The organism is Erysipelothrix anatis (assembly GCF_009828745.1).
Lineage (GTDB): Bacteria > Bacillota_I > Bacilli_A > Erysipelotrichales > Erysipelotrichaceae > Erysipelothrix > Erysipelothrix anatis.
The window spans coordinates 50,301-68,850 of record NZ_WTSX01000012.1; the positions used below are offsets into that span (position 1 = coordinate 50,301).

Sequence of the window (18,550 nt, forward strand, 5' to 3'; positions counted from 1 at the left end):
AAAGCGACTTGAATCAGACCAACTTAGTTGACAATAAAGACCCGATTTGTGTAAAATTATGAGTAGAATATATTAATGGAGGATTGTTTGTGGAAAACAGTGACCAGGACAGTTGTAGTCCTACGTGTTTTATTTTAAATATAATAAATCATAAAATTGATGTGGAGAAGGCGTTCAGATCCTTTTTGTTTATAAAGGAGGAGGCATAATATGGGTTTACAAATAGTAATGTTACTTGTATTGGTAATGCTTAATGCGTTCTTTGCAGGAAGCGAACTTGCGTTCGTATCGATTAACAATAACAAACTTAAACAAATGAAAGAGGAAGGAAATAAGAAGGCGGCTACGGTTTTAGCTTTAAAAGAAAACCCAAACCAATTCTTATCAACCATCCAAATTGGTGTTTCACTTGCAAGTATTTTATCTGGGGCATTTGCGTCTGAAGCATTTGCGCAAGTCTTAACAGATTGGATTACAGCGAATGCGAACTTAACACCAGCCGTTGTTAAACCAGGGGCTATGATTGCAGTTACATTATTGACATCATATCTGATGCTTGTATTTGGAGAACTTGTTCCAAAACGAATTGCGATGACCAATCCGCAAGGATTTGCATTTTTTGTAGTTTACCCAATTTCGATACTTTCAAAAATTACGAAACCAATCGTTAAGTTCTTGTCAATGTCGACCAACCTAATTTTACGTTTAGTTGGAATTGATCCACATGCTGCGGAAGAAGAAGTAACGGAAGAAGAAATCCGAATCATGGTTGACGCAGGAGAAATTGATCTCAATGAAAAAGAAATGATCAATAACATCTTTGAATTTGACAACCAAGAAGTGTCAGATATTATGACGCACCGTACAGATATAGTTGGTATCGATGCAACAAGTACTTTTGAAGAAATTATGAATCTCGTGGATGAAGAACGTTTTACGCGTTATCCAATCTACGACGATAGCATTGATAAAATCATTGGGATTATCCATTTGCGTGATTTACTTCGATACGTTAAAGAAGCAAACGGAAAACCGTTTGATATTAAAGAATTAATTCGCGAACCTTACTATGTTCCCGATTCAAAACGAATTGATGAACTCTTTAGAGAACTTCAAAATGTCAAAATGCATATGGCCATTGTTATCGATGAATACGGTGGAACGGCTGGAATTGTAACCATGGAAGACCTTATTGAGGAAATCATGGGAAATATCATGGATGAGTATGATGACGAGGAAGGCAACGAAATTGTCGAAGTGCATGAAGGGGAATACCTTGTCGAAGGTCTTGTTGATCTTGAAGAACTTGAAGATGTATTGGATATTGGTTTACCGATTGATGACTACGATACACTTAGTGGGTTCCTTGTAAGTGAACTTGGCCGGATTCCAACTATGGAAGACGTTATCAATGATGAGTCTGATACTGTCTTTGGCGGCTATCGATTCTCTATTATCGAACTCGATGAGAAGGTTATCGCGAAAGTCCGCGTGACAAAAGAAAAGCAAGTCGAAGACGACTTGCAAGATTAATCTAAATATAATACATTATGGCATCGCCGGACTCAGATTTTATGATTTCGGCGATGTCTTTTAATCGAATCGCTTCGAGGCGTTCACGAATTGACTGATCCAAAGGTGTATACAAATGTGTGCATAACACGCGATTGATAACATCATCATCTGTTGACGGTGGTGTTTTTTCAAAAAGTGAAGGTTCCAAAGCAAGTAAGATATTCAACATATTACAATTATTAGATTTTAAATAGTAACCACCTGCGGGACCTTTCACAGCGTCTACAAGGTTGGCTTGTTTCAAACTCGAAAAGACTTGTTCAAGATAAATCTTAGAAATATTGAGGTGTTTTGCAATATTTACTAGAGTGGTAAGTTCTTGGTCGTTGATATGCATATAAGTTAAGGCTGCAATGCCATAACGTGTACGTGCGGATAATTTCATTTTTATCACATCCTTATTCACTATGTTATTCGTTTTGAAAATTAATGTCAATCATTCTAACCATTTCAGTTTACGAACCGATAAACGGTATGGTATACTTAAAACATAGTTAACATATCGAAAAGGTGGGTTTAAAATGAAAATCTATAAAAACATACGTGAATTAATTGGAAATACACCACTGATTGCACTAGAAAATATCTCTAAAACAGAAGGTGCAGTTGCTGATGTCTACGCTAAAGTTGAATACTTCAATCCGAGCGGAAGTGTGAAAGATCGCGCAGCGTTAGGGATGCTTACAAAAGCATTTGAAGAGGGTGCTATCGATAAAGACACCGTTATTATCGAACCAACAAGTGGAAACACAGGTATTGGACTCGCATCAATCGGGGCATCTCTTGGAATGAAAGTAATCCTTACGATGCCTGAAACGATGAGTGTTGAACGCCGTAATCTTTTAAAGGCGTACGGTGCAGAAGTCGTATTAACTGAAGGTCCGCTTGGGATGAAAGGTGCGATTGCGAAGGCTGAAGAGCTCAAGGGGTCGTATGATAATGCATTTATCCCTTCACAATTTGAAAACTACTCCAATGCAGAAATGCATTATAAAACAACTGGACCAGAAATCTTTAATGATACCGACGGCACAGTTGACATTCTTGTCGCTGGAATTGGAACAGGTGGTACGATTACCGGAACTGGAAAATTCCTTAAAGAAAAGAATGCTGATATCCAAGTTGTTGCAGTAGAACCTGCAAGTTCAGCAGTATTAAGTGGTGAAAGTCCATCACCTCATAAAATTCAAGGAATCGGTGCTGGATTTGTGCCTGGAATTCTAGATACAAAAATCTATGATTTAATATCCAAAGTTACTGATGATGAAGCAATTGCAATGGGACGCCGATTAGCACGCGAAGAAGGACTTCTCGTTGGGGTATCTTCAGGAGCGGCTGTTAGTGCTGCAATGAAACTTGCTATACTACCCGAAAACAAAGGAAAGACAATTGTAGTTGTTTTACCTGATACGGGTGAGCGCTACCTTTCAACACCAATGTTTGCAGAGTAAGAACTGTTATTAACAGTTCTTTTTTGATATATTAGTAAAAGAAGAGGTGACCGAATGAAAGATATGAAGAAACAACCACGCTATCAACAAATTGCAATGGATATTGCTGCCCGGATTGCGCGTAATGATTTTGAAGAAGGGCAACGTATATCTGGACGTTCGGTACTATCGAGTGAATATGCAGTGTCTCCCGAAACAATTCGTAGAGCAATCAATCTACTTGAGGAAGAAAATGTCGTCGAAGTCGCACCAAATTACGGTGTCATTGTTGGTACAAAGGTTCAGGCGCTTGCCTACTTAGATGGGAATGCATCGGTAAATGATGCGACGGCCTTAAAACATAAACTGACGTCTCTAATGGATAAACGTCATGAACTTGATGTAGAAATCAACAATGTGATTCAAGAAATAATGGATATCTCCAGTCGTTTTGCATCGTCAGATCCCCTAAGACGATTTGAGTACAACATTGATCCATCGTCCAAACTAGTTGGTAAGAGTATTCGCAGTTCGTCATTTTACCAAATTACGAATATGACAATCATTGCAATTAGCCGACAGGGAGAGATGATGTTGTCACCAGGTCCAGACGCAGTTTTTGAAGCACAAGATGTTCTTGTGGTTGTCGGACATATTCAAGATGTGATTAAGGTTGAAATGTTGGTACAAGGCTAGGCATAGCCTTTTTTTTGTGATAAAATCAAAGAGAAAATCGTACCAAAGATATACTTATATTAAATTCTTCTTAAGAGAGAGATGGGTTGGTGAAACATCTTGTGGAATAAATAAAAGTGCTCCTTTGACAGATGGGTCGTGTACCCCGTAGTGTTTGCGTTAAAAACATTGAGGTGTATACGGCTAGTATAAATCAGGATGGTACCGCGTGAAAACGTTCCTGTTGGGGATGTTTTTTTTATATTCAGGAGGAAGAAACAATGAAACAACTAACAAGTCAACAAATACGGACAATGTTCTTGGAATTCTTTGAATCAAAGAACCATATGATTGAACCAGGGGCTCCCCTTGTTCCAATTAATGATGATACATTGCTATGGATTAACTCAGGTGTTGCAGCTTTAAAGCGCTACTTTGACGGTTCTGTAAAACCACAAAATCCGCGTATTACAAATATTCAAAAGTCCCTACGTACAAATGATATTGATAATGTAGGTCGTACTGCTCGTCACCATACATTCTTTGAAATGATGGGTAATTTTTCTATTGGAGATTATTTCAAAAAAGAAGCAATTGCATATGCATACGAATTCTTATTTTCTGACCAATGGTTAGGACTCGATGTTAATAAAGCATACTTTAGTGTACATACACTTGACGATGATGCATTCAACTATTGGGTAAATGATCACGGTGTAGATCCTGCCCGAATCTTACGTACCGATGATAACTATTGGATGATTGGAAATGGTCCAAGTGGTCCGAATAGTGAAATTTTCTATGACCGTGGTGAAAAATATGATCCCGAAAACATCGGTGAAAGACTCTTTTTCGAAGATTTAGAAAATGATCGTTATGTCGAGGTATGGAATGTTGTGTTCTCTCAATTTGATGCTGTAGAAGGTCAACCCATTGAGACGTTCAAAGAATTACCACAGAAAAACATTGATACTGGAATGGGGTTTGAACGACTTGTAAGTATTGTTCAAGAAACAGATACTAACTTTGAAACAGATCTTTTCCAACCATTATTATTAGCAATTTCGAATTTGACAGATATTAAATACGAAGAGAATGTGATGGCATATCGCGTCGTTGCGGATCATATTCGTTCATTAGTCTTTACACTTGCTGATGGCGCACTGTTCTCAAACGAAGGACGCGGATATGTTCTTCGACGTCTTTTACGTCGTGCAGTTCGTTTCGGTAAGGTTCTCAATATTGAAGGTTTATTCTTAAGTGAATTGGTGGATGTTGTAGTAGATACCATGAAACCGGCATATCCATATCTAACAGATCGTCAAGAGATGATTAAAGAATTGATTCTTAATGAAGAAAAACGTTTTGCAAAAACATTAAGTGGTGGTGAAAAATTATTGTTGGATACAATTGAACATCTCGAAGATGACAAACTACCAGGTGCTGTTGCTTTTAAACTCTACGATACCTATGGATTTCCAATTGAATTAACACAAGAAATTGCTCAGGAACACCACATTGAAGTTGATTTAGAAGGATTTAAAGTGAGTCTTGAAGCACAACGTGAACTCGCACGCTCAAGTCGAACAAAATCTGAATCAATGGGATCTCAACAAGAAGATATCATGAATTTCAAAGAACCAAGTGAATTTTTGTATGACGCTCTTGAAACGCAGGCTAAAGTAATCGGATTGTTTGTTGATGGAAAACAAGTGACATCTTTCGAAGGGAAAGGTCATGTTATCTTTGATAAGACAGTGTTTTACGCTGAAAGTGGTGGCCAAGTTGCTGACACTGGAGTGCTTGCTTCAGATACTGTTCACGGTCATGTATTGGATGTTAAACGTGCTAACGGAGGGCAAAACCTTCATTTTGTGAATATTGAAGGAACACTTGAAGTTGGGCAGATTCTAACTTTAAAGGTAGACCGAGAACGTCGCATTTTAATTCGTAAGAACCACTCTGCAGTTCACTTGTTGCAAGCTGCGTTGCGTGACATTGTTGGAGACCACGTTACACAAGCGGGATCTTATGTCGATGATCAATACTTCCGTTTTGATTTTACACATTTTGACAAACTTACAGATGCGCAGCATAAACAAATTGAAGATCAACTCAATGCATGGATTGCTGCATCCCTCCCAATCATTACGGAAGAAAAACCACTCGATGAAGCTAAGGCAATGGGAGCGATGGCACTTTTCTCAGAAAACTACGGTGATGTTGTTCGTGTTGTTTCAATGGGCGATGTTTCAATAGAACTATGTGGAGGAACTCATGCAACAGGAACCGGAGAAATCGGTTTATTCAAACTCATTTCTGAAGAAAGTGTGGGCTCAGGAGTTCGTCGTATAACAGGTAAAACAAGTAAAGGTGCCTTGGAAGCATATCAAGCTTATGAACATGAAGTCGCTGTTTTACGCGATACCTTGCACCTTACACCGCAAAAAACATTAAAAATGAGAATCGATGAAATGGTTGATGAAATGAAAGACCTTGAAGGAAAATACGCAGCGATGATTTCAGAAATTATTGCAGTTCAAGCACAAAATCACATTGCGAATGCACTAAGCAACGAAGCTGGACTATCCTTCTCGTGGATCGAATTAGATGATCAAGATGTTGACTTCGTAAAAGATATGGTCGAACGCGTTCGAAACAGTGTTGATATTGTTGTTGCAGTAAACAAGAAAGAATCATCACTCGTATTTGTTGCTGGATCAAGCGAAAATGCAATTAAAGCAGGGTTTAAGGCTGGTGATTTAGCAAAACTTGCAGCTGTCACAACTGGCGGAAACGGTGGCGGTCGTCCAAACTTCGCACAAGCGGGTGGTAAAGATTTAAGCAAACTCAGTGATGCGAAAGGCGAAATCTACAATAAAGTAGGGATTATCCTTTAATTTTTCACAGTGATACGATAAAATAGAAACAAAGGATGTGATACAAATGTCTAAAGATAATGTAGCAGAAACAATGGCTTATAATTCTGAAGTAGTTCGTCAAGCAAGAATTAAAGAAATTGTTAAGGAAGTAAAAGAGGCTCTTGACGACCGCGGCTATCAAGCTGTCAGTCAGATATCTGGTTATTTAATCTCAAATGATCCCGCTTATATTTCTTCACACAAAAACGCACGAAATACGATTCAAGAAGTTGAACGTTATGAAATCATTGAAGAACTAGTGCGTTTCTATCTCGAGGAGAAGTAATGCTCGGAAAAGCATTAGGATTAGATTTTGGTTCTAAAACATGTGGGGTTGCAATGTCGGATGCGTTAGGAATGTATGCGCACCCAGTTGCAACACTCTATTATAAAGAGTCTATAGACGAACTTAAGGCTCCGCTAGAAGAACTAATTACAAAAGAACGCATAAAAAATATTGCCCTAGGTTATCCCAAAATGATGAACAATGATGTTGGAGACCGCGCGCAATTATCAGAAGATTTTAAAAACACATTAGAAACTTGGTTTAATGTTAAGGTTACGCTTGTGGATGAACGTCTCACGAGTGTTGCGGCAAACCGCGTCCTTATTGACCAAGACATGTCACGTAAAAAAAGAAAACAAGTAGTCGATCAGTTGGCTGCAGTTCAAATTCTGCAATCGTACCTCGATAGACAACGATTCCTGGAGGGAAAATAAAATGAATACAGATGAAAAAACAATCATCGTCATCAATGATGACGGTACCGAACAAGCAATGGATATCCTTTTCACATTTGAAGATGATACATTCAACAAATCATACGTCCTTTACATCAATCCTGAAGATGAGTCAGGTGAAGTATTCGTATCTAGTTATACACCAGAGGGTGAATTAGAAAGCATTACTGATGAAAAAGAATGGGAAATGATCGAAGAAGTATTCAACGCATTTATCATTAAGCATGAAGAAGGACACGATCATGATCACGACCACGACCACGACCACGATCATCATCACGATCATGACCATGACCATGATCACAGTCATGAACACTAGGTCAAAAACAGCAATTAAAGTAATAGCAGCCGTTGTAAGTTTACTTGTAGCGGCTGGTGTTATGTTTGCTGTTCTCTACAACATAAATACCAAACCTGTGGCATCATCCACTGATCCAGTATTATTCCAAATAAAAGAAGGAGAATTTCAAAAAGAAGTTCTCAGTAATTTAGAGGAGCAAGGAATCATCAAATCATCATTCTTTGCGAATATTCAAGCGAAAGTGTCCGGTTATGGCGATACATTCCAAGGAAACTTTGAACTTGATAAAGCATGGAGTACTAAAGAAATTCTCGAATACCTAAGCGATGAAACCAATGCTGCACCAGACGAAGTAAACATTATGCTCGTTGAAGGTAGTTGGGCGAAAGATATGGCAAAGAAAATTTCGCAACATACTACAGCGTCTCAAGAAAAATTACTTGAATTATGGAATGATAAAGAATACATTGCACGATTAATGGAATACTATGAGGTACTACCTGTAGAATTATTGAACAATAAAGATGCGCGTGTTCTATTAGAAGGATATTTGTATCCAAATACATATACATTTAATATCGAAGCGAGTGAAAAAGAAATAACAGAATTACTCGTCGCAAATGCAGATCTTCAATATCAAAAATATAAAGACCGCATCGAGAAAACTGGCCTCACACCATATCAACTCACAACACTTGCATCGATTGTTGAATACGAAGCAAGTACTGAAGAAGATATGCGAATGGTCGCGGGTGTCTTCATGAACCGTTTGAAACAAGATATTAAATTAGAATCAAGTGTTACCGTATGTTATGCGCTTTACGATTTTAAAAATTGGGAAGATTGTGAATCAGAACAACCAGACTCACCTTACAACACATACTTGAATCAAGGATTGCCACCGGGGCCAATTCTAAATCCATCAATCAAAGCAATTGAAGCAACATTAGATTATGCTGAGCATGATTATATCTTCTTTATCGCAGATGTTCATGGAGATGGAAAAGTACATTACCAAAAAACATATGAAGAACATGAAGTCGTTCGTAAGGAACTACTTGGATATTAGGAGGAAATATGGACCCAATTGTCATCGGAATTGCCGGAGGAAGTGCTTCTGGAAAGTCTAGTATCGCAAAGAAATTAAAAGAATGTTACAAAGAAACTAATAGCGTCGCAATCATCCGTATGGACGATTATTATAATGACCAAACTGATGTTCCTATGGAACAACGTTTGAATACTAATTATGATCATCCGTTCGCATTTGATATGGAATTGCTTGTAAGTGATATTCAAAAATTAAAAAATAGAGAAGCAATTAAAAAACCTGTGTATGATTTTATGAATCATACCCGCAGTCAATTTTATGAGGACTTAATGCCAAGCGACGTTATTGTTGTTGAAGGTCTTATGACATTAGACAATGATAGCCTGCGTGAAATGCTAGACATCAAAGTGTTTGTTGATACAGAAGCAGATGTTCGTTTCATTAGACGTCTGAAGCGTGACGTAAATCAACGTGGCCGTGAAATGGATCACGTCATTGAGCAGTATGTAAGTACAGTTCGTGTAATGCATGATCAATTTGTTGAGCCATCAAAACGCCATGCAGATATTATTATCCCAGAGGGAGCTCATAATACTGTGGCTATTGATTTGTTAACAACCAAAATAAGTAGTATCATAAATAGTAGTGTGTTATAATTCAAAAACAAGGAGTGATAATATGACAGAAAGAATTCCAGTAACTCAGGAAGGTCTTGATGAGCTGAATCGCGAACTTCGTCATTTAATTGAAGTAGAACGACCAGAAGTAATTGAAGACTTAAAAGCAGCACGTGCACAAGGTGACTTGTCCGAAAATGCTGACTATGATGCAGCACGTGACCGTCAGGCACGCGTTGAAGCGCGCGTACGCGAGCTTGAAGCAACAATTTCAAAAGTTGAAATTATTGATACATCAAGTAAGAAAAAACACAAAACGGTGAGCCTTGGTGCCACAGTAACAATTTTGGATATGGGTATTGACGAAGAAGAGACATTTAATATCGTTGGATCTGTTGAAGCCGATCCAGAAAATGGTAAAATCTCCAACGTTTCACCACTTGCTCAAGCAATGCTTGAAGCAGTAGAAGGTGATATCGTTGAAGTCAATGTTGAAGAACCTTACCAAGTTAAAATTTTAAAAATTAAATAATTAGGATATGTTGCATTACATACGCACTTAGAAATAGGTGATAGTATGCAACGTATTCTTTTTTTTATAGTTTTAGGTGCAGTCGTTGGGACAGGTGTTTGGAATATTTTAGATATAAAGCGAATGCAATCAGTAAGTCATGAAGAGATACAGGTAACTGTGATTTATAACGAAAAAGCTTTTCCTATTAAAATGGAACCATAAGCGACGATGCGCGAATTACTTACTAAGGTAGAACTAGGCAACGATGTTGACCTCCAAAAGATTAATCCGGAAAGAATTCTGAGCCATCGAGATGTCATTTCTATACCAGTGAAACAGCAACAAGCTTTAATTTCAATTAATCATGGGGATGCAAAAGACTTAGAGTCATTACCAGGCGTCGGCCCTAAAATGGCTTTAGACATCATTGACTATCGTACTCAGTTTGGATTTTTTCAAACGCTCGAATCGTTAAAATCGGTAAAGGGAATGGGGGCTAAGAAATTCGAGAAACTTCTTCCTTTTATCGGATTGTAACATACTCGCTCGTTATATTATGTGTCTTTGAGGGTGAAGTAACACTACAAGTAATGTTAGCTATCCTTATGGTGATGCCGATGTATCGATGCTATTCTTATCGAACGTTGTTTTTTATAGCGATTATTTTAGTTTTCTGCTTATCTCGAAATTCCCTACCCGTTACTACATATGTTGTTGGCCATGTTGAACGCATCCAGCCACATTCAATAATTATCTACGACAACTACCAAGGTTATCGAGTAAACGGGTCTTACGATGTCAGTATTGGGGACACAGTTCAAGTTGATGGTAATTTTGAAACAATACCCATAACTTCTGAGCGTGTTGTTTATAGTGTTAATAATGCGAAATTGATTAAAATTGAAACTTCTATGGGTATACGGTCGTGGATATGGAATCGTGTTAAGTATTCTTCTATTTTGCAACATGTCCTCTATGGTATCGGCAGTGATGTGCACGTTTGGCGCGTATTGGTCTCGGTATACATATCAGGTTTTCTACTACTTGTTTACACTTTTTTTCGAAGGTGGATTGGAACATATCGAGCATTGCTGATGAATCAAGTCTTGAGCTGTGTAATTGTTTTAGCTTTTGGTTTTCGTTTATCCACAGCGCGACTTGTATTGAAGTCATTCTTACCAATACACGCCCAAATTATTTTGATCTTAACACTGTTTCCAAATAGTCTGTTAACCCCGACATTTATAATGTGTTATGGTGTAGAGCTTATACATGGAATTGGAAGACATTGGGAACGACTTTCGCCGACGCTTGTGCGCTTCATGTTCTATCAGGCTCTATTTTATCGCAACAATATAATTGAACACTTATGCTTTCGGTGGATTCGTTATATCTATGGCCTCGTTTATGCTTTTGCCATTCTTGCACTTTTATGTCCGGGAATCGAGAATATTGCTCTTTCACTCATGAATGCAATTGAATCAAACTTGAACAGCGCGTTTACAAATCGTTTTGCTATTGTTGGTGAGTTGCATGGAATGCTTGCTATTGGCTTGATACTTTTATATCGACAAATGAGTCATAAACAATTCTGTTATACGTTGCTTCTTGTTTCTATTTTTATTGTTTATAATCCATTTTATCGCGTTACGTTTATTGATGTTGGGCAAGGGGATGCCACTTTAGTCCAGTACCCCTTTAACAGTTACACGACGCTAATTGATACTGGAAAAGCGTCGGCTAAATATAAATTGCTTAAAGCATTAACGCGTCAGGGTGTCGTTAATGTTAATCAACTTGTCATCACGCATCCGGATAATGATCACAATGGGAATCAAGAATTCATAGAGCAGAGGTTCCATCTTAAAGCAATAACACACAAAACAGAACCAGTGGTCTTAGCAGATACTATCTTAGATAAACAATCATTTCCGAAAGGTAACGAAAATTCTCGAATTTTGGTTTTGCCGTACAACGTCTTAATTACGGGTGATGCCTATCAATCACAAGAAGAGATTATTGCTAAAAATCATCTGGTTGGCTGCTTAAGTGTATTAAAATTGGGTCATCATGGCTCAAAAACCTCAACATCGGATATATTGCTAGATGCAACACGACCGAAATATGTAGTAATTAGTTCGAAGAAATCAACATATGGGCATCCGCATCAGCAAGTGTTAAGAAAGCTACATAATCGGCGTATCCCTTACTTGCATACAGAAACACATGGGGATATAACAATCTATATCAATTCTATTTTTCATGTAGTACTTACAAAGAAACATACATTTGATATAATAGAACCGGTGATAAAATGTTAGATGTAATCTACGGTACTGACCGATTTCAAATTCAGGAACACATAAAACGTATTGAAAATGAACATCGTGGGCAGCATGGTGATTTTGATCTTGTTAAAATTGATATGGCTTCAAAAGAGTTTCACATCGATCAGCTCGAAGAAGCAGTAATGACGTTCTCGCTCTTTGGCGGTAACAAACTTGTTGTTTTTTCACATCGTGATAAAGAGCAGAAAAAAGCTCCGGAAGCAGAGCTCATACAGCTTTTGGAACGATCCTCACTAGAAGTCAGAATCGTCATAATTTTTGATAAAAAACCACTTGCTAAAACAAAAATAAAGAAATTCTTAGATAAGCATGCGCAGAACCATGTTCTTGACACTGTCGATGTTGGACTTATCAATCAACGTATCCGAGATGCCATTAAAGCTCAAAATATTCAAATTCAAGAAGCGGCAATCCAATTGTTGGTACAACGAATTGAGAATGACCTCGTTCAGCTTGAATCAGAGCTAAATAAGCTTAGCGTGTTGGGGCGCCCCATCACAAAAGAAGACGTTAATGTTTTAGTGTCTCGCCCTTTTGAGAGCGAGATGTTTAAATTATCCAATGCAATCTTAGATCGTAATGTTACGGAAGCGTTTGCGCTATATCAAGATTTCCTCGAATTAAAAATGGATCCACTATCGCTCATTGGTCTCATAGCATTCAGTCTTCGACGCATTTATCAAGTTAGCGCACTCTATGAAGCACATTTAATGGCAAACACGATTAGTGAGATTTTAGAAATATCTTCGAAACAAGCAGCCTTCCTAATTAGAAATCAAATACGCGATTCACGAAGTGTTTTAATGTTACTTAATATGCTTGCGGAAATAGACCAAAACGTTAAGTTAGGAAAGATTGACCAATACATCGCATTTGAACTTTTTCTCTTGCAAATAAAAAAATAAAAAGCCGATACACGGCTTTTGTTTTTTATAGATACTATAAATTAGATAGTATTAATGAGTTTAGCAAGTGTCGACTTTTGACGACTTACGTAGTTTGGATGATGGATATTACTTGTAATTGATTTATCAAGTAATTCGTTTGCACGGTTGAAATATGCAACCGCATCGTCTTTACGACCCTCTTCAACAGCAAGACGAAGATTTGACATTGTAGTACGTAATGACGACTTTTGACGTTTGTTAGCTGCTGTAGCTTTACGTGTCGTCAACACTCGTTTCTTTTGACTTTCAATTTGTGGCATAAACACACCTCCTATGTGGATTAATCATAACATTTTTCGAAACATAGAAAGTGATAATCCATTGAAAGATATAACTTTTAACTTAGCCGTAAAGCATGCTATAATAGCCCTAGGATGTGATAAAATGCGAGTAATATTTATGGGGACGACCCCTTTTTCATGTGTAGTGCTTCAACAACTACTTGATGACAACTATGATGTTGTCGCTGTTGTGACACAACCCGATCGCCCATTCGGACGAAAACGTGAGCTAAAAGCTTCACCAATCAAAGAATTAGCAATCGCAAATAACATTGATGTTTTACAACCTGAACGTATACGAAGTGATTTTCAAGCTGTTTTAGATTATGAACCAGATTTAATCATAACCTGTGCTTATGGTCAAATTGTACCAAAGGTTATTCTGGATTATCCAAAATATAAATGTCTGAATGTTCATGCGTCATTACTACCTAAATACCGAGGTGGTGCGCCGATACATTGGTCGATTATTCGAGGGGAAGAAGAGACTGGTGTAACACTTATGCTTATGGATGTTGGAATGGATAGTGGTGATATGTTAACATCACGGGCTGTTCCAATTGGGGCAAATGATACAATGGGTCATGTTGAGGCAAAACTGATGGAAGTATCGAAAGATTTAATTCACATCGACTTGAAGCGTTATCTTGATGGCGAGCTTAAGTTTATCCCTCAAGATACAGACCGTGTTACCTTAGCGTACACGATTCAACGTGATGATGAGTTCGTCAGTTTTAACAGACCGGTACAAGATGTTTATAACCATATCCGCGGGCTAATTCCGTGGCCTGTTGGTTATGGGGTATTTGAAGGAAACACTGTAAAATTTCACGAAGTTAGTGTTGAATACAACACACCGAATGCTGACCCAGGAACGATTCTTGAGGTAAGTGATGGTGGTGTTCGTATTGCCTGCATTGATGGAAGTGTCGTTATTCATAAAATTCAACCGGCAGGGAAACCTGCAATTTCAGCAAAGGATTTTGCGAACGGCATTGGCCGTACATGGAAAGGTAGAACATTTGAATGAACGAAAAATATGAAATCAAAAGAACCCAACTCTTAACACTAATTGCGCTTACGACAGCAGTGATTACAACAACTACGATGATTGTTAAAATCCCAGTCCCACTATACGGATATATGAACCTGGGTGATGCAATGATTATGTTGTCAGTTATTTTGCTTCCAGTTCGTGGTGCCTTATTTGCTGCTGGAGTTGGATCTGCAATTGCCGATATCTTTTTAGGATATCCACAATATGCATTGTTCACATTATTCATTAAAGCGTTTGAAGTGGTGATTATTTTACTACTAAAACGATTCCTAACCACAAAGAAATACGCAGTTCCTTTTTTTGCCGCGGGTCTAGCGATGGCTTTATCATATGGAATTGTGGATGCAGTTATTTATCAAAGCCTCGAAGCAGGCATAGCTTCGCTAACAATGAACATTCCTCAAGGGCTGATTTCAGCAGGCTTGGCGACGGTTCTATATCCAAAGTTTAGTAAACTAATTGGGCATATAAGGAGTCTCGATTCATGAATCAAAAAAACATAAGAAACTTCTCAATTATTGCGCATATCGACCATGGGAAATCAACTCTGGCGGACCGTATTTTAGAGAAAACACAAACTGTTGCGACACGCGACATGCAAGAACAATTGCTTGACCAACTCGATTTAGAGCGTGAGCGTGGAATAACGATTAAATTAAACTCAGTTCAACTGAGCTATACTGCGAAGGATGGGGAAGAGTACATTTTCCACCTTATTGATACGCCTGGTCACGTCGACTTTACATATGAAGTTTCGCGATCACTTGCTGCGTGTGAGGGTGCAATTCTTGTAGTTGATGCAACACAAGGTATTCAAGCTCAAACACTAGCGAATGCATATCTTGCAATTGAAAATGATTTGGAAATTATGGTCGTTATCAATAAAGTCGATCTACCTTCTGCAGACCCAGATCGTGTAAAAAAAGAAATTGAAGATGTCTTAGGTATTGATGCAAGTGATGCTCCATTAATTTCAGCGAAGACAGGTTTAAACATTGACCAAGTATTGGAAGCAATTGTTTCCAAAATTCCAGCACCACGTGGTGACATCAATGCACCGCTCAAAGCTTTAGTATTTGATTCAATTTATGATACATACCGTGGAGTTATTGCGTATGTTCGAATCGAAGAAGGCAGCGTTAAAGTAGGCGATGAAATTCGTTTTATGCAAACAGGTGCCGTCTTTGAAGTGACCGAATTAGGAATTAGAACACCAAAAGAAGTGAAGAAAAAAGAACTTGTAACTGGGGAAGTAGGATGGATTGGAGCATCAATCAAATCGATTAAGGACGTTCAAGTTGGTGATACGATAACACTTGACGAGAATCCAGCTGCTGAAGCACTACCAGGATACCGTAAGTTAAACCCAATGGTTTATTGTGGTTTGTATCCAATCGATAGTAAACGTTACACAGATATGCGTGAAGCACTTGAAAAAATGGCTCTTAACGATTCATCGTTGGTTTTTGAACCGGAGACATCTCAAGCGTTAGGATTTGGTTTCCGATGTGGTTTCCTTGGTCTATTGCATATGGATGTAATTCAAGAGCGTTTAGAACGCGAATATCAATTTGATTTAATTGCTACCGCGCCATCAGTAGAATTCCATGTCTACTTAACAAATGGGGATATGATGAAAATCGAAAACCCGTCCAAAATGCCAATCTCAAACGTGATTGAACGTGTTGAGGAACCATATGTGAAAGCAGAAATTATTGTGCCATCGGAATATGTTGGTTCAGTTATGGAATTATGCCAAAATAAACGTGGAATTTATGTCGATATGCAAGCACTAGATGCGACACGTATGAATATTATCTATCATATGCCGCTTGTTGAAATTGTTTTTGATTTCTTTGATCGCCTAAAATCTTCAACCCGAGGATATGCATCGTTCGATTATGTATTCATTGGATATCAAGAATCAAAACTTGTAAAAATGGATATCTTACTTAATGGCGAAATTGTGGATGCTTTATCCACAATTGTTCACCGTGATTTTGCCCATAACCGCGGTAAGGTTATTACAGAAAAACTGAAACAACTTATCCCAAGACAACAATTTGAGGTGCCTATTCAAGCAGCAATTAACCAAAAGATTATTGCACGCTCAACCATAAAAGCTGTTCGTAAGAACGTTATTGCTAAATGTTATGGTGGGGACATCACTCGTAAGAAGAAACTTCTTGAAAAACAAAAAGAAGGTAAGAAACGCATGAAGCAAGTCGGTAGTGTTGAAATTCCACAAGAAGCCTTTATGTCTGTTCTCTCAATGGATGATGAATAAAGTTCTCAAAGACATTCAAAAAATGCGCGAGCACTTTGGATGGGATCAAACCGATACGATTCCGTTTATGGTCGATTGCATACTTGAAGAAGGGCAAGAACTCAAAGACAGTCTTCAAGAATCCGAAGCGGCATTTGAAAAAGAACTTGCGGATGTCCTCATGTACGCATTATCGATTTGCATTGATAAGCAACTTGATGTCGAAACAATAATCAATGAAAAAATCAAAGAGGTGATGCAACGTGAGTATTAAAGCATTGTATGTACATATTCCGTTCTGTGATCATATATGCGGATACTGCGATTTTACGCGCTTTAAGTATGGTCGTAAAATTTCCGATAATTTTATGATTCGTTTAATTCAACAAATTAATGCGCTACCCAATAACTTAGAAACAATCTATGTTGGCGGGGGTACCCCGACATCGTTAGAGAACGATCAGCTTGAAGCATTGCTTCAAGCACTGAAACCGCATCTAGCTGAAAACTATGAGTGGACTTTTGAAGGAAATCCAGAGAACTTAACTCTTGAAAATGTGCAGATGTTGTATGACTACGGTGTTAACAGGATGAGTTTAGGTGTTCAGACCACAAATGATACATTGCTAGAAGCGATTGGCCGACACCACAAATTTTATGATGTCGAAAAAGGCCTCAAATTGTTACGTCAAGTTGGAATTCAAAATGTTTCATTGGATTTGATGTATGGACTACCAGGACAAACAATTGAAAGTTTTAAGGAATCGATGATGGATGTCATTGCCTTGAATCCCGATCATGTGTCAATCTACGCGTTAACAGTTGAACCAAATTCACTATTTGGGCGTCGCGGCGTCAAACAGGTGCCTATCGAACTCGAAACAGAAATGTTTCTTCTATGTATGGAAATCATGAAAGAGGCAGGCTTTGAACAGTATGAAATTTCTAACTTTGCGAAGCCGGGTGCTCGTAGCCGCCACAATCAAGTCTATTGGCGTTACGAGGATTTCTATGCACTCGGCCCGGGTTCAAGTATGAAAGTTGACGGTTACCGTCGTACGTGGTCAGTTCGTCTTGCTGAATATCTGCAAAAAGATGCATATAAAGAGGAAATTTCGCTTTCACGTGAAGATGAGTATTTTGAGTTTATGATGATGGGATTACGAATGCGCGATGGCGTTACCTTCGCTCGATTTGAATCGCGTTTTGGTATCTCGATGTTTGATATCTTTAAAGAGGCGATAGCTCAAGGAGTGTCAGAATCACTACTCACTGTTGAAGCTGACCGAATTGTTACCACAGATAATGGATTCATCATGCTTGACGATGTGCTGTTGCCATTCATGGATATTCTTAACGACTAACCTCAGTTCATTTCTAAATAAAAAAAAGTAGACATGTCTAAGACATATCTACTTTTTTCTTTTATCAAATCTCAACCGCACCACTATTCATTTTTAAAAATTCTATCTCATAAGCAGTTTTAAAGTCAAATATTTTACGCGGCATTGAGTTGATTTTAAAGGCAATGTCATCTAGATATTGTTGTCCAATGCTGTAAAGTGACTTTCCTTTCGGTATAAATCTTCTAACTATCGCATTGGCTCGTTCATTGGAACCACGCTGAAAAGAACAGTAAGGATCGCATTTATAAAGTTTGACACCGAGTCGTTTTGCAGTAATTCCCATTGTGTTAAATTCTAATCCATTATCAACGGTTATTGATTTCGTCACTATTTTGTTTTCTTCTATAAATTTTCTAATTAATGAGGATGTGTAATAGTCCAATCGATACTCAGCCTTGATCAGCCAATTCATTCTGGAAC

22 protein-coding genes are annotated in these 18,550 nt (G+C 38.1%); 19 read left to right on the forward strand and 3 right to left on the reverse strand.

Features of this window, described 5'->3' with window-relative positions:
• Positions 1-210: 210 nt before the first annotated feature.
• On the forward strand, positions 211-1,533 hold the full coding sequence (locus tag GVV19_RS08810; protein WP_159640054.1) for a hemolysin family protein: 1,323 nt from the start codon (positions 211-213) through the stop codon (positions 1,531-1,533).
• A gap of 1 nt (position 1,534) precedes the next feature.
• Here GVV19_RS08810 and GVV19_RS08815 read toward each other — a convergent pair whose 3' ends face one another.
• A complete protein-coding gene (locus tag GVV19_RS08815) occupies positions 1,535-1,960 on the reverse strand; it encodes an RrF2 family transcriptional regulator (protein ID WP_159638138.1) in 426 nt (141 codons plus the stop codon).
• A gap of 136 nt (positions 1,961-2,096) precedes the next feature.
• Between GVV19_RS08815 and cysK the strand changes: the two genes are divergently transcribed.
• The 13 genes from cysK to holA all read left to right on the forward strand — a co-directional run bounded on the left by cysK (position 2,097) and on the right by holA (position 13,078).
• Positions 2,097-3,026 (forward strand): cysteine synthase A, encoded by a 930-nt coding sequence (gene cysK, locus GVV19_RS08820; RefSeq protein ID WP_159647093.1) that lies wholly within the window; start codon positions 2,097-2,099, stop codon positions 3,024-3,026.
• A gap of 54 nt (positions 3,027-3,080) precedes the next feature.
• The gene (locus tag GVV19_RS08825) at positions 3,081-3,701 is read left to right on the forward strand and encodes a TrkA C-terminal domain-containing protein (RefSeq protein ID WP_159640060.1); all 621 of its coding nucleotides are present in this window, start codon (positions 3,081-3,083) and stop codon (positions 3,699-3,701) included.
• A 260-nt stretch (positions 3,702-3,961) separates the two neighbouring features.
• A complete protein-coding gene (gene alaS, locus GVV19_RS08830) occupies positions 3,962-6,580 on the forward strand; it encodes an alanine--tRNA ligase (protein ID WP_159647095.1) in 2,619 nt (872 codons plus the stop codon).
• Positions 6,581-6,626: 46 nt separating this feature from the next.
• A complete protein-coding gene (locus GVV19_RS08835; protein ID WP_159638146.1) occupies positions 6,627-6,887 on the forward strand; it encodes an IreB family regulatory phosphoprotein in 261 nt (86 codons plus the stop codon).
• Positions 6,887-7,321 carry a Holliday junction resolvase RuvX gene (gene ruvX, locus GVV19_RS08840; protein WP_159638148.1) on the forward strand — a complete coding sequence of 145 codons (435 nt, stop codon included), beginning with the start codon at positions 6,887-6,889 and terminating at the stop codon, positions 7,319-7,321. The genes GVV19_RS08835 and ruvX overlap by 1 nt, the downstream gene beginning before the upstream one ends.
• A 1-nt stretch (position 7,322) precedes the next feature.
• Positions 7,323-7,661 carry a DUF1292 domain-containing protein gene (locus GVV19_RS08845; protein ID WP_159640066.1) on the forward strand — a complete coding sequence of 113 codons (339 nt, stop codon included), beginning with the start codon at positions 7,323-7,325 and terminating at the stop codon, positions 7,659-7,661.
• Positions 7,651-8,712: an endolytic transglycosylase MltG gene (gene mltG / locus GVV19_RS08850; protein WP_159638152.1), complete on the forward strand. Its 1,062-nt coding sequence runs from the start codon at positions 7,651-7,653 to the stop codon at positions 8,710-8,712. Before GVV19_RS08845 ends, mltG begins: the two co-directional genes overlap by 11 nt.
• 8 nt (positions 8,713-8,720) lie before the next feature.
• A complete protein-coding gene (gene udk / locus GVV19_RS08855; RefSeq protein WP_159638154.1) occupies positions 8,721-9,350 on the forward strand; it encodes a uridine kinase in 630 nt (209 codons plus the stop codon).
• 22 nt (positions 9,351-9,372) lie between these two features.
• Positions 9,373-9,843, forward strand: a complete 471-nt coding sequence (greA, locus tag GVV19_RS08860) for a transcription elongation factor GreA (protein ID WP_159638156.1) — start codon at positions 9,373-9,375, stop codon at positions 9,841-9,843.
• A gap of 45 nt (positions 9,844-9,888) precedes the next feature.
• Complete coding sequence (locus GVV19_RS08865) at positions 9,889-10,047, forward strand: hypothetical protein (protein ID WP_159647097.1); 159 nt, start codon at positions 9,889-9,891, stop codon at positions 10,045-10,047.
• 6 nt (positions 10,048-10,053) lie between these two features.
• Entirely contained in the window at positions 10,054-10,362 is a 309-nt protein-coding gene (locus GVV19_RS08870) for a ComEA family DNA-binding protein (RefSeq protein WP_159647099.1), read from the forward strand.
• An 80-nt stretch (positions 10,363-10,442) separates the two neighbouring features.
• Positions 10,443-12,146 carry a ComEC/Rec2 family competence protein gene (locus GVV19_RS08875; protein ID WP_159647101.1) on the forward strand — a complete coding sequence of 568 codons (1,704 nt, stop codon included), beginning with the start codon at positions 10,443-10,445 and terminating at the stop codon, positions 12,144-12,146.
• A complete protein-coding gene (gene holA, locus GVV19_RS08880) occupies positions 12,140-13,078 on the forward strand; it encodes a DNA polymerase III subunit delta (protein ID WP_159647104.1) in 939 nt (312 codons plus the stop codon). Before GVV19_RS08875 ends, holA begins: the two co-directional genes overlap by 7 nt.
• A gap of 41 nt (positions 13,079-13,119) precedes the next feature.
• Here holA and rpsT read toward each other — a convergent pair whose 3' ends face one another.
• The gene (rpsT, locus tag GVV19_RS08885; RefSeq protein ID WP_159638164.1) at positions 13,120-13,380 is read right to left on the reverse strand and encodes a 30S ribosomal protein S20; all 261 of its coding nucleotides are present in this window, start codon (positions 13,378-13,380) and stop codon (positions 13,120-13,122) included.
• Between the two features lie 124 nt (positions 13,381-13,504).
• On the opposite strand from rpsT, the gene fmt reads away from it, so the two are divergent.
• Genes fmt through hemW form a run of 5 tightly spaced genes read left to right on the forward strand, consistent with a single transcriptional unit; the run spans position 13,505 to position 18,088 of the window.
• Positions 13,505-14,431 (forward strand): methionyl-tRNA formyltransferase, encoded by a 927-nt coding sequence (gene fmt, locus GVV19_RS08890; protein WP_159647106.1) that lies wholly within the window; start codon positions 13,505-13,507, stop codon positions 14,429-14,431.
• Complete coding sequence (locus GVV19_RS08895; protein WP_159640081.1) at positions 14,428-14,946, forward strand: ECF transporter S component; 519 nt, start codon at positions 14,428-14,430, stop codon at positions 14,944-14,946. The genes fmt and GVV19_RS08895 overlap by 4 nt, the downstream gene beginning before the upstream one ends.
• The gene (gene lepA / locus GVV19_RS08900; RefSeq protein ID WP_159647108.1) at positions 14,943-16,745 is read left to right on the forward strand and encodes a translation elongation factor 4; all 1,803 of its coding nucleotides are present in this window, start codon (positions 14,943-14,945) and stop codon (positions 16,743-16,745) included. The genes GVV19_RS08895 and lepA overlap by 4 nt, the downstream gene beginning before the upstream one ends.
• Positions 16,738-16,998 (forward strand): MazG nucleotide pyrophosphohydrolase domain-containing protein, encoded by a 261-nt coding sequence (locus GVV19_RS08905; protein ID WP_236261719.1) that lies wholly within the window; start codon positions 16,738-16,740, stop codon positions 16,996-16,998. The genes lepA and GVV19_RS08905 overlap by 8 nt, the downstream gene beginning before the upstream one ends.
• The gene (hemW, locus tag GVV19_RS08910) at positions 16,988-18,088 is read left to right on the forward strand and encodes a radical SAM family heme chaperone HemW (RefSeq protein WP_159647110.1); all 1,101 of its coding nucleotides are present in this window, start codon (positions 16,988-16,990) and stop codon (positions 18,086-18,088) included. The genes GVV19_RS08905 and hemW overlap by 11 nt, the downstream gene beginning before the upstream one ends.
• Positions 18,089-18,152: 64 nt before the next feature.
• Here hemW and GVV19_RS08915 read toward each other — a convergent pair.
• A partial coding sequence (locus tag GVV19_RS08915) for an IS30 family transposase (protein WP_159645879.1) occupies positions 18,153-18,550 on the reverse strand: 398 nt, incomplete at its 5' end.

Excerpts from the sequence above, each read along its gene's own strand:
- GVV19_RS08810 (WP_159640054.1), top strand. The coding sequence starts at position 211 with ATGGGTTTACAAATAGTAATGTTACTTGTATTGGTAATGCTTAATGCG.
- GVV19_RS08815 (WP_159638138.1), bottom strand. The coding sequence starts at position 1,960 with ATGAAATTATCCGCACGTACACGTTATGGCATTGCAGCCTTAACTTAT.
- cysK (WP_159647093.1), top strand. The coding sequence starts at position 2,097 with ATGAAAATCTATAAAAACATACGTGAATTAATTGGAAATACACCACTG.
- GVV19_RS08825 (WP_159640060.1), top strand. The coding sequence starts at position 3,081 with ATGAAAGATATGAAGAAACAACCACGCTATCAACAAATTGCAATGGAT.
- alaS (WP_159647095.1), top strand. The coding sequence starts at position 3,962 with ATGAAACAACTAACAAGTCAACAAATACGGACAATGTTCTTGGAATTC.
- GVV19_RS08835 (WP_159638146.1), top strand. The coding sequence starts at position 6,627 with ATGTCTAAAGATAATGTAGCAGAAACAATGGCTTATAATTCTGAAGTA.
- ruvX (WP_159638148.1), top strand. The coding sequence starts at position 6,887 with ATGCTCGGAAAAGCATTAGGATTAGATTTTGGTTCTAAAACATGTGGG.
- GVV19_RS08845 (WP_159640066.1), top strand. The coding sequence starts at position 7,323 with ATGAATACAGATGAAAAAACAATCATCGTCATCAATGATGACGGTACC.
- mltG (WP_159638152.1), top strand. The coding sequence starts at position 7,651 with ATGAACACTAGGTCAAAAACAGCAATTAAAGTAATAGCAGCCGTTGTA.
- udk (WP_159638154.1), top strand. The coding sequence starts at position 8,721 with ATGGACCCAATTGTCATCGGAATTGCCGGAGGAAGTGCTTCTGGAAAG.
- greA (WP_159638156.1), top strand. The coding sequence starts at position 9,373 with ATGACAGAAAGAATTCCAGTAACTCAGGAAGGTCTTGATGAGCTGAAT.
- GVV19_RS08865 (WP_159647097.1), top strand. The coding sequence starts at position 9,889 with ATGCAACGTATTCTTTTTTTTATAGTTTTAGGTGCAGTCGTTGGGACA.
- GVV19_RS08870 (WP_159647099.1), top strand. The coding sequence starts at position 10,054 with ATGCGCGAATTACTTACTAAGGTAGAACTAGGCAACGATGTTGACCTC.
- GVV19_RS08875 (WP_159647101.1), top strand. The coding sequence starts at position 10,443 with ATGTATCGATGCTATTCTTATCGAACGTTGTTTTTTATAGCGATTATT.
- holA (WP_159647104.1), top strand. The coding sequence starts at position 12,140 with ATGTTAGATGTAATCTACGGTACTGACCGATTTCAAATTCAGGAACAC.
- rpsT (WP_159638164.1), bottom strand. The coding sequence starts at position 13,380 with ATGCCACAAATTGAAAGTCAAAAGAAACGAGTGTTGACGACACGTAAA.
- fmt (WP_159647106.1), top strand. The coding sequence starts at position 13,505 with ATGCGAGTAATATTTATGGGGACGACCCCTTTTTCATGTGTAGTGCTT.
- GVV19_RS08895 (WP_159640081.1), top strand. The coding sequence starts at position 14,428 with ATGAACGAAAAATATGAAATCAAAAGAACCCAACTCTTAACACTAATT.
- lepA (WP_159647108.1), top strand. The coding sequence starts at position 14,943 with ATGAATCAAAAAAACATAAGAAACTTCTCAATTATTGCGCATATCGAC.
- GVV19_RS08905 (WP_236261719.1), top strand. The coding sequence starts at position 16,738 with ATGAATAAAGTTCTCAAAGACATTCAAAAAATGCGCGAGCACTTTGGA.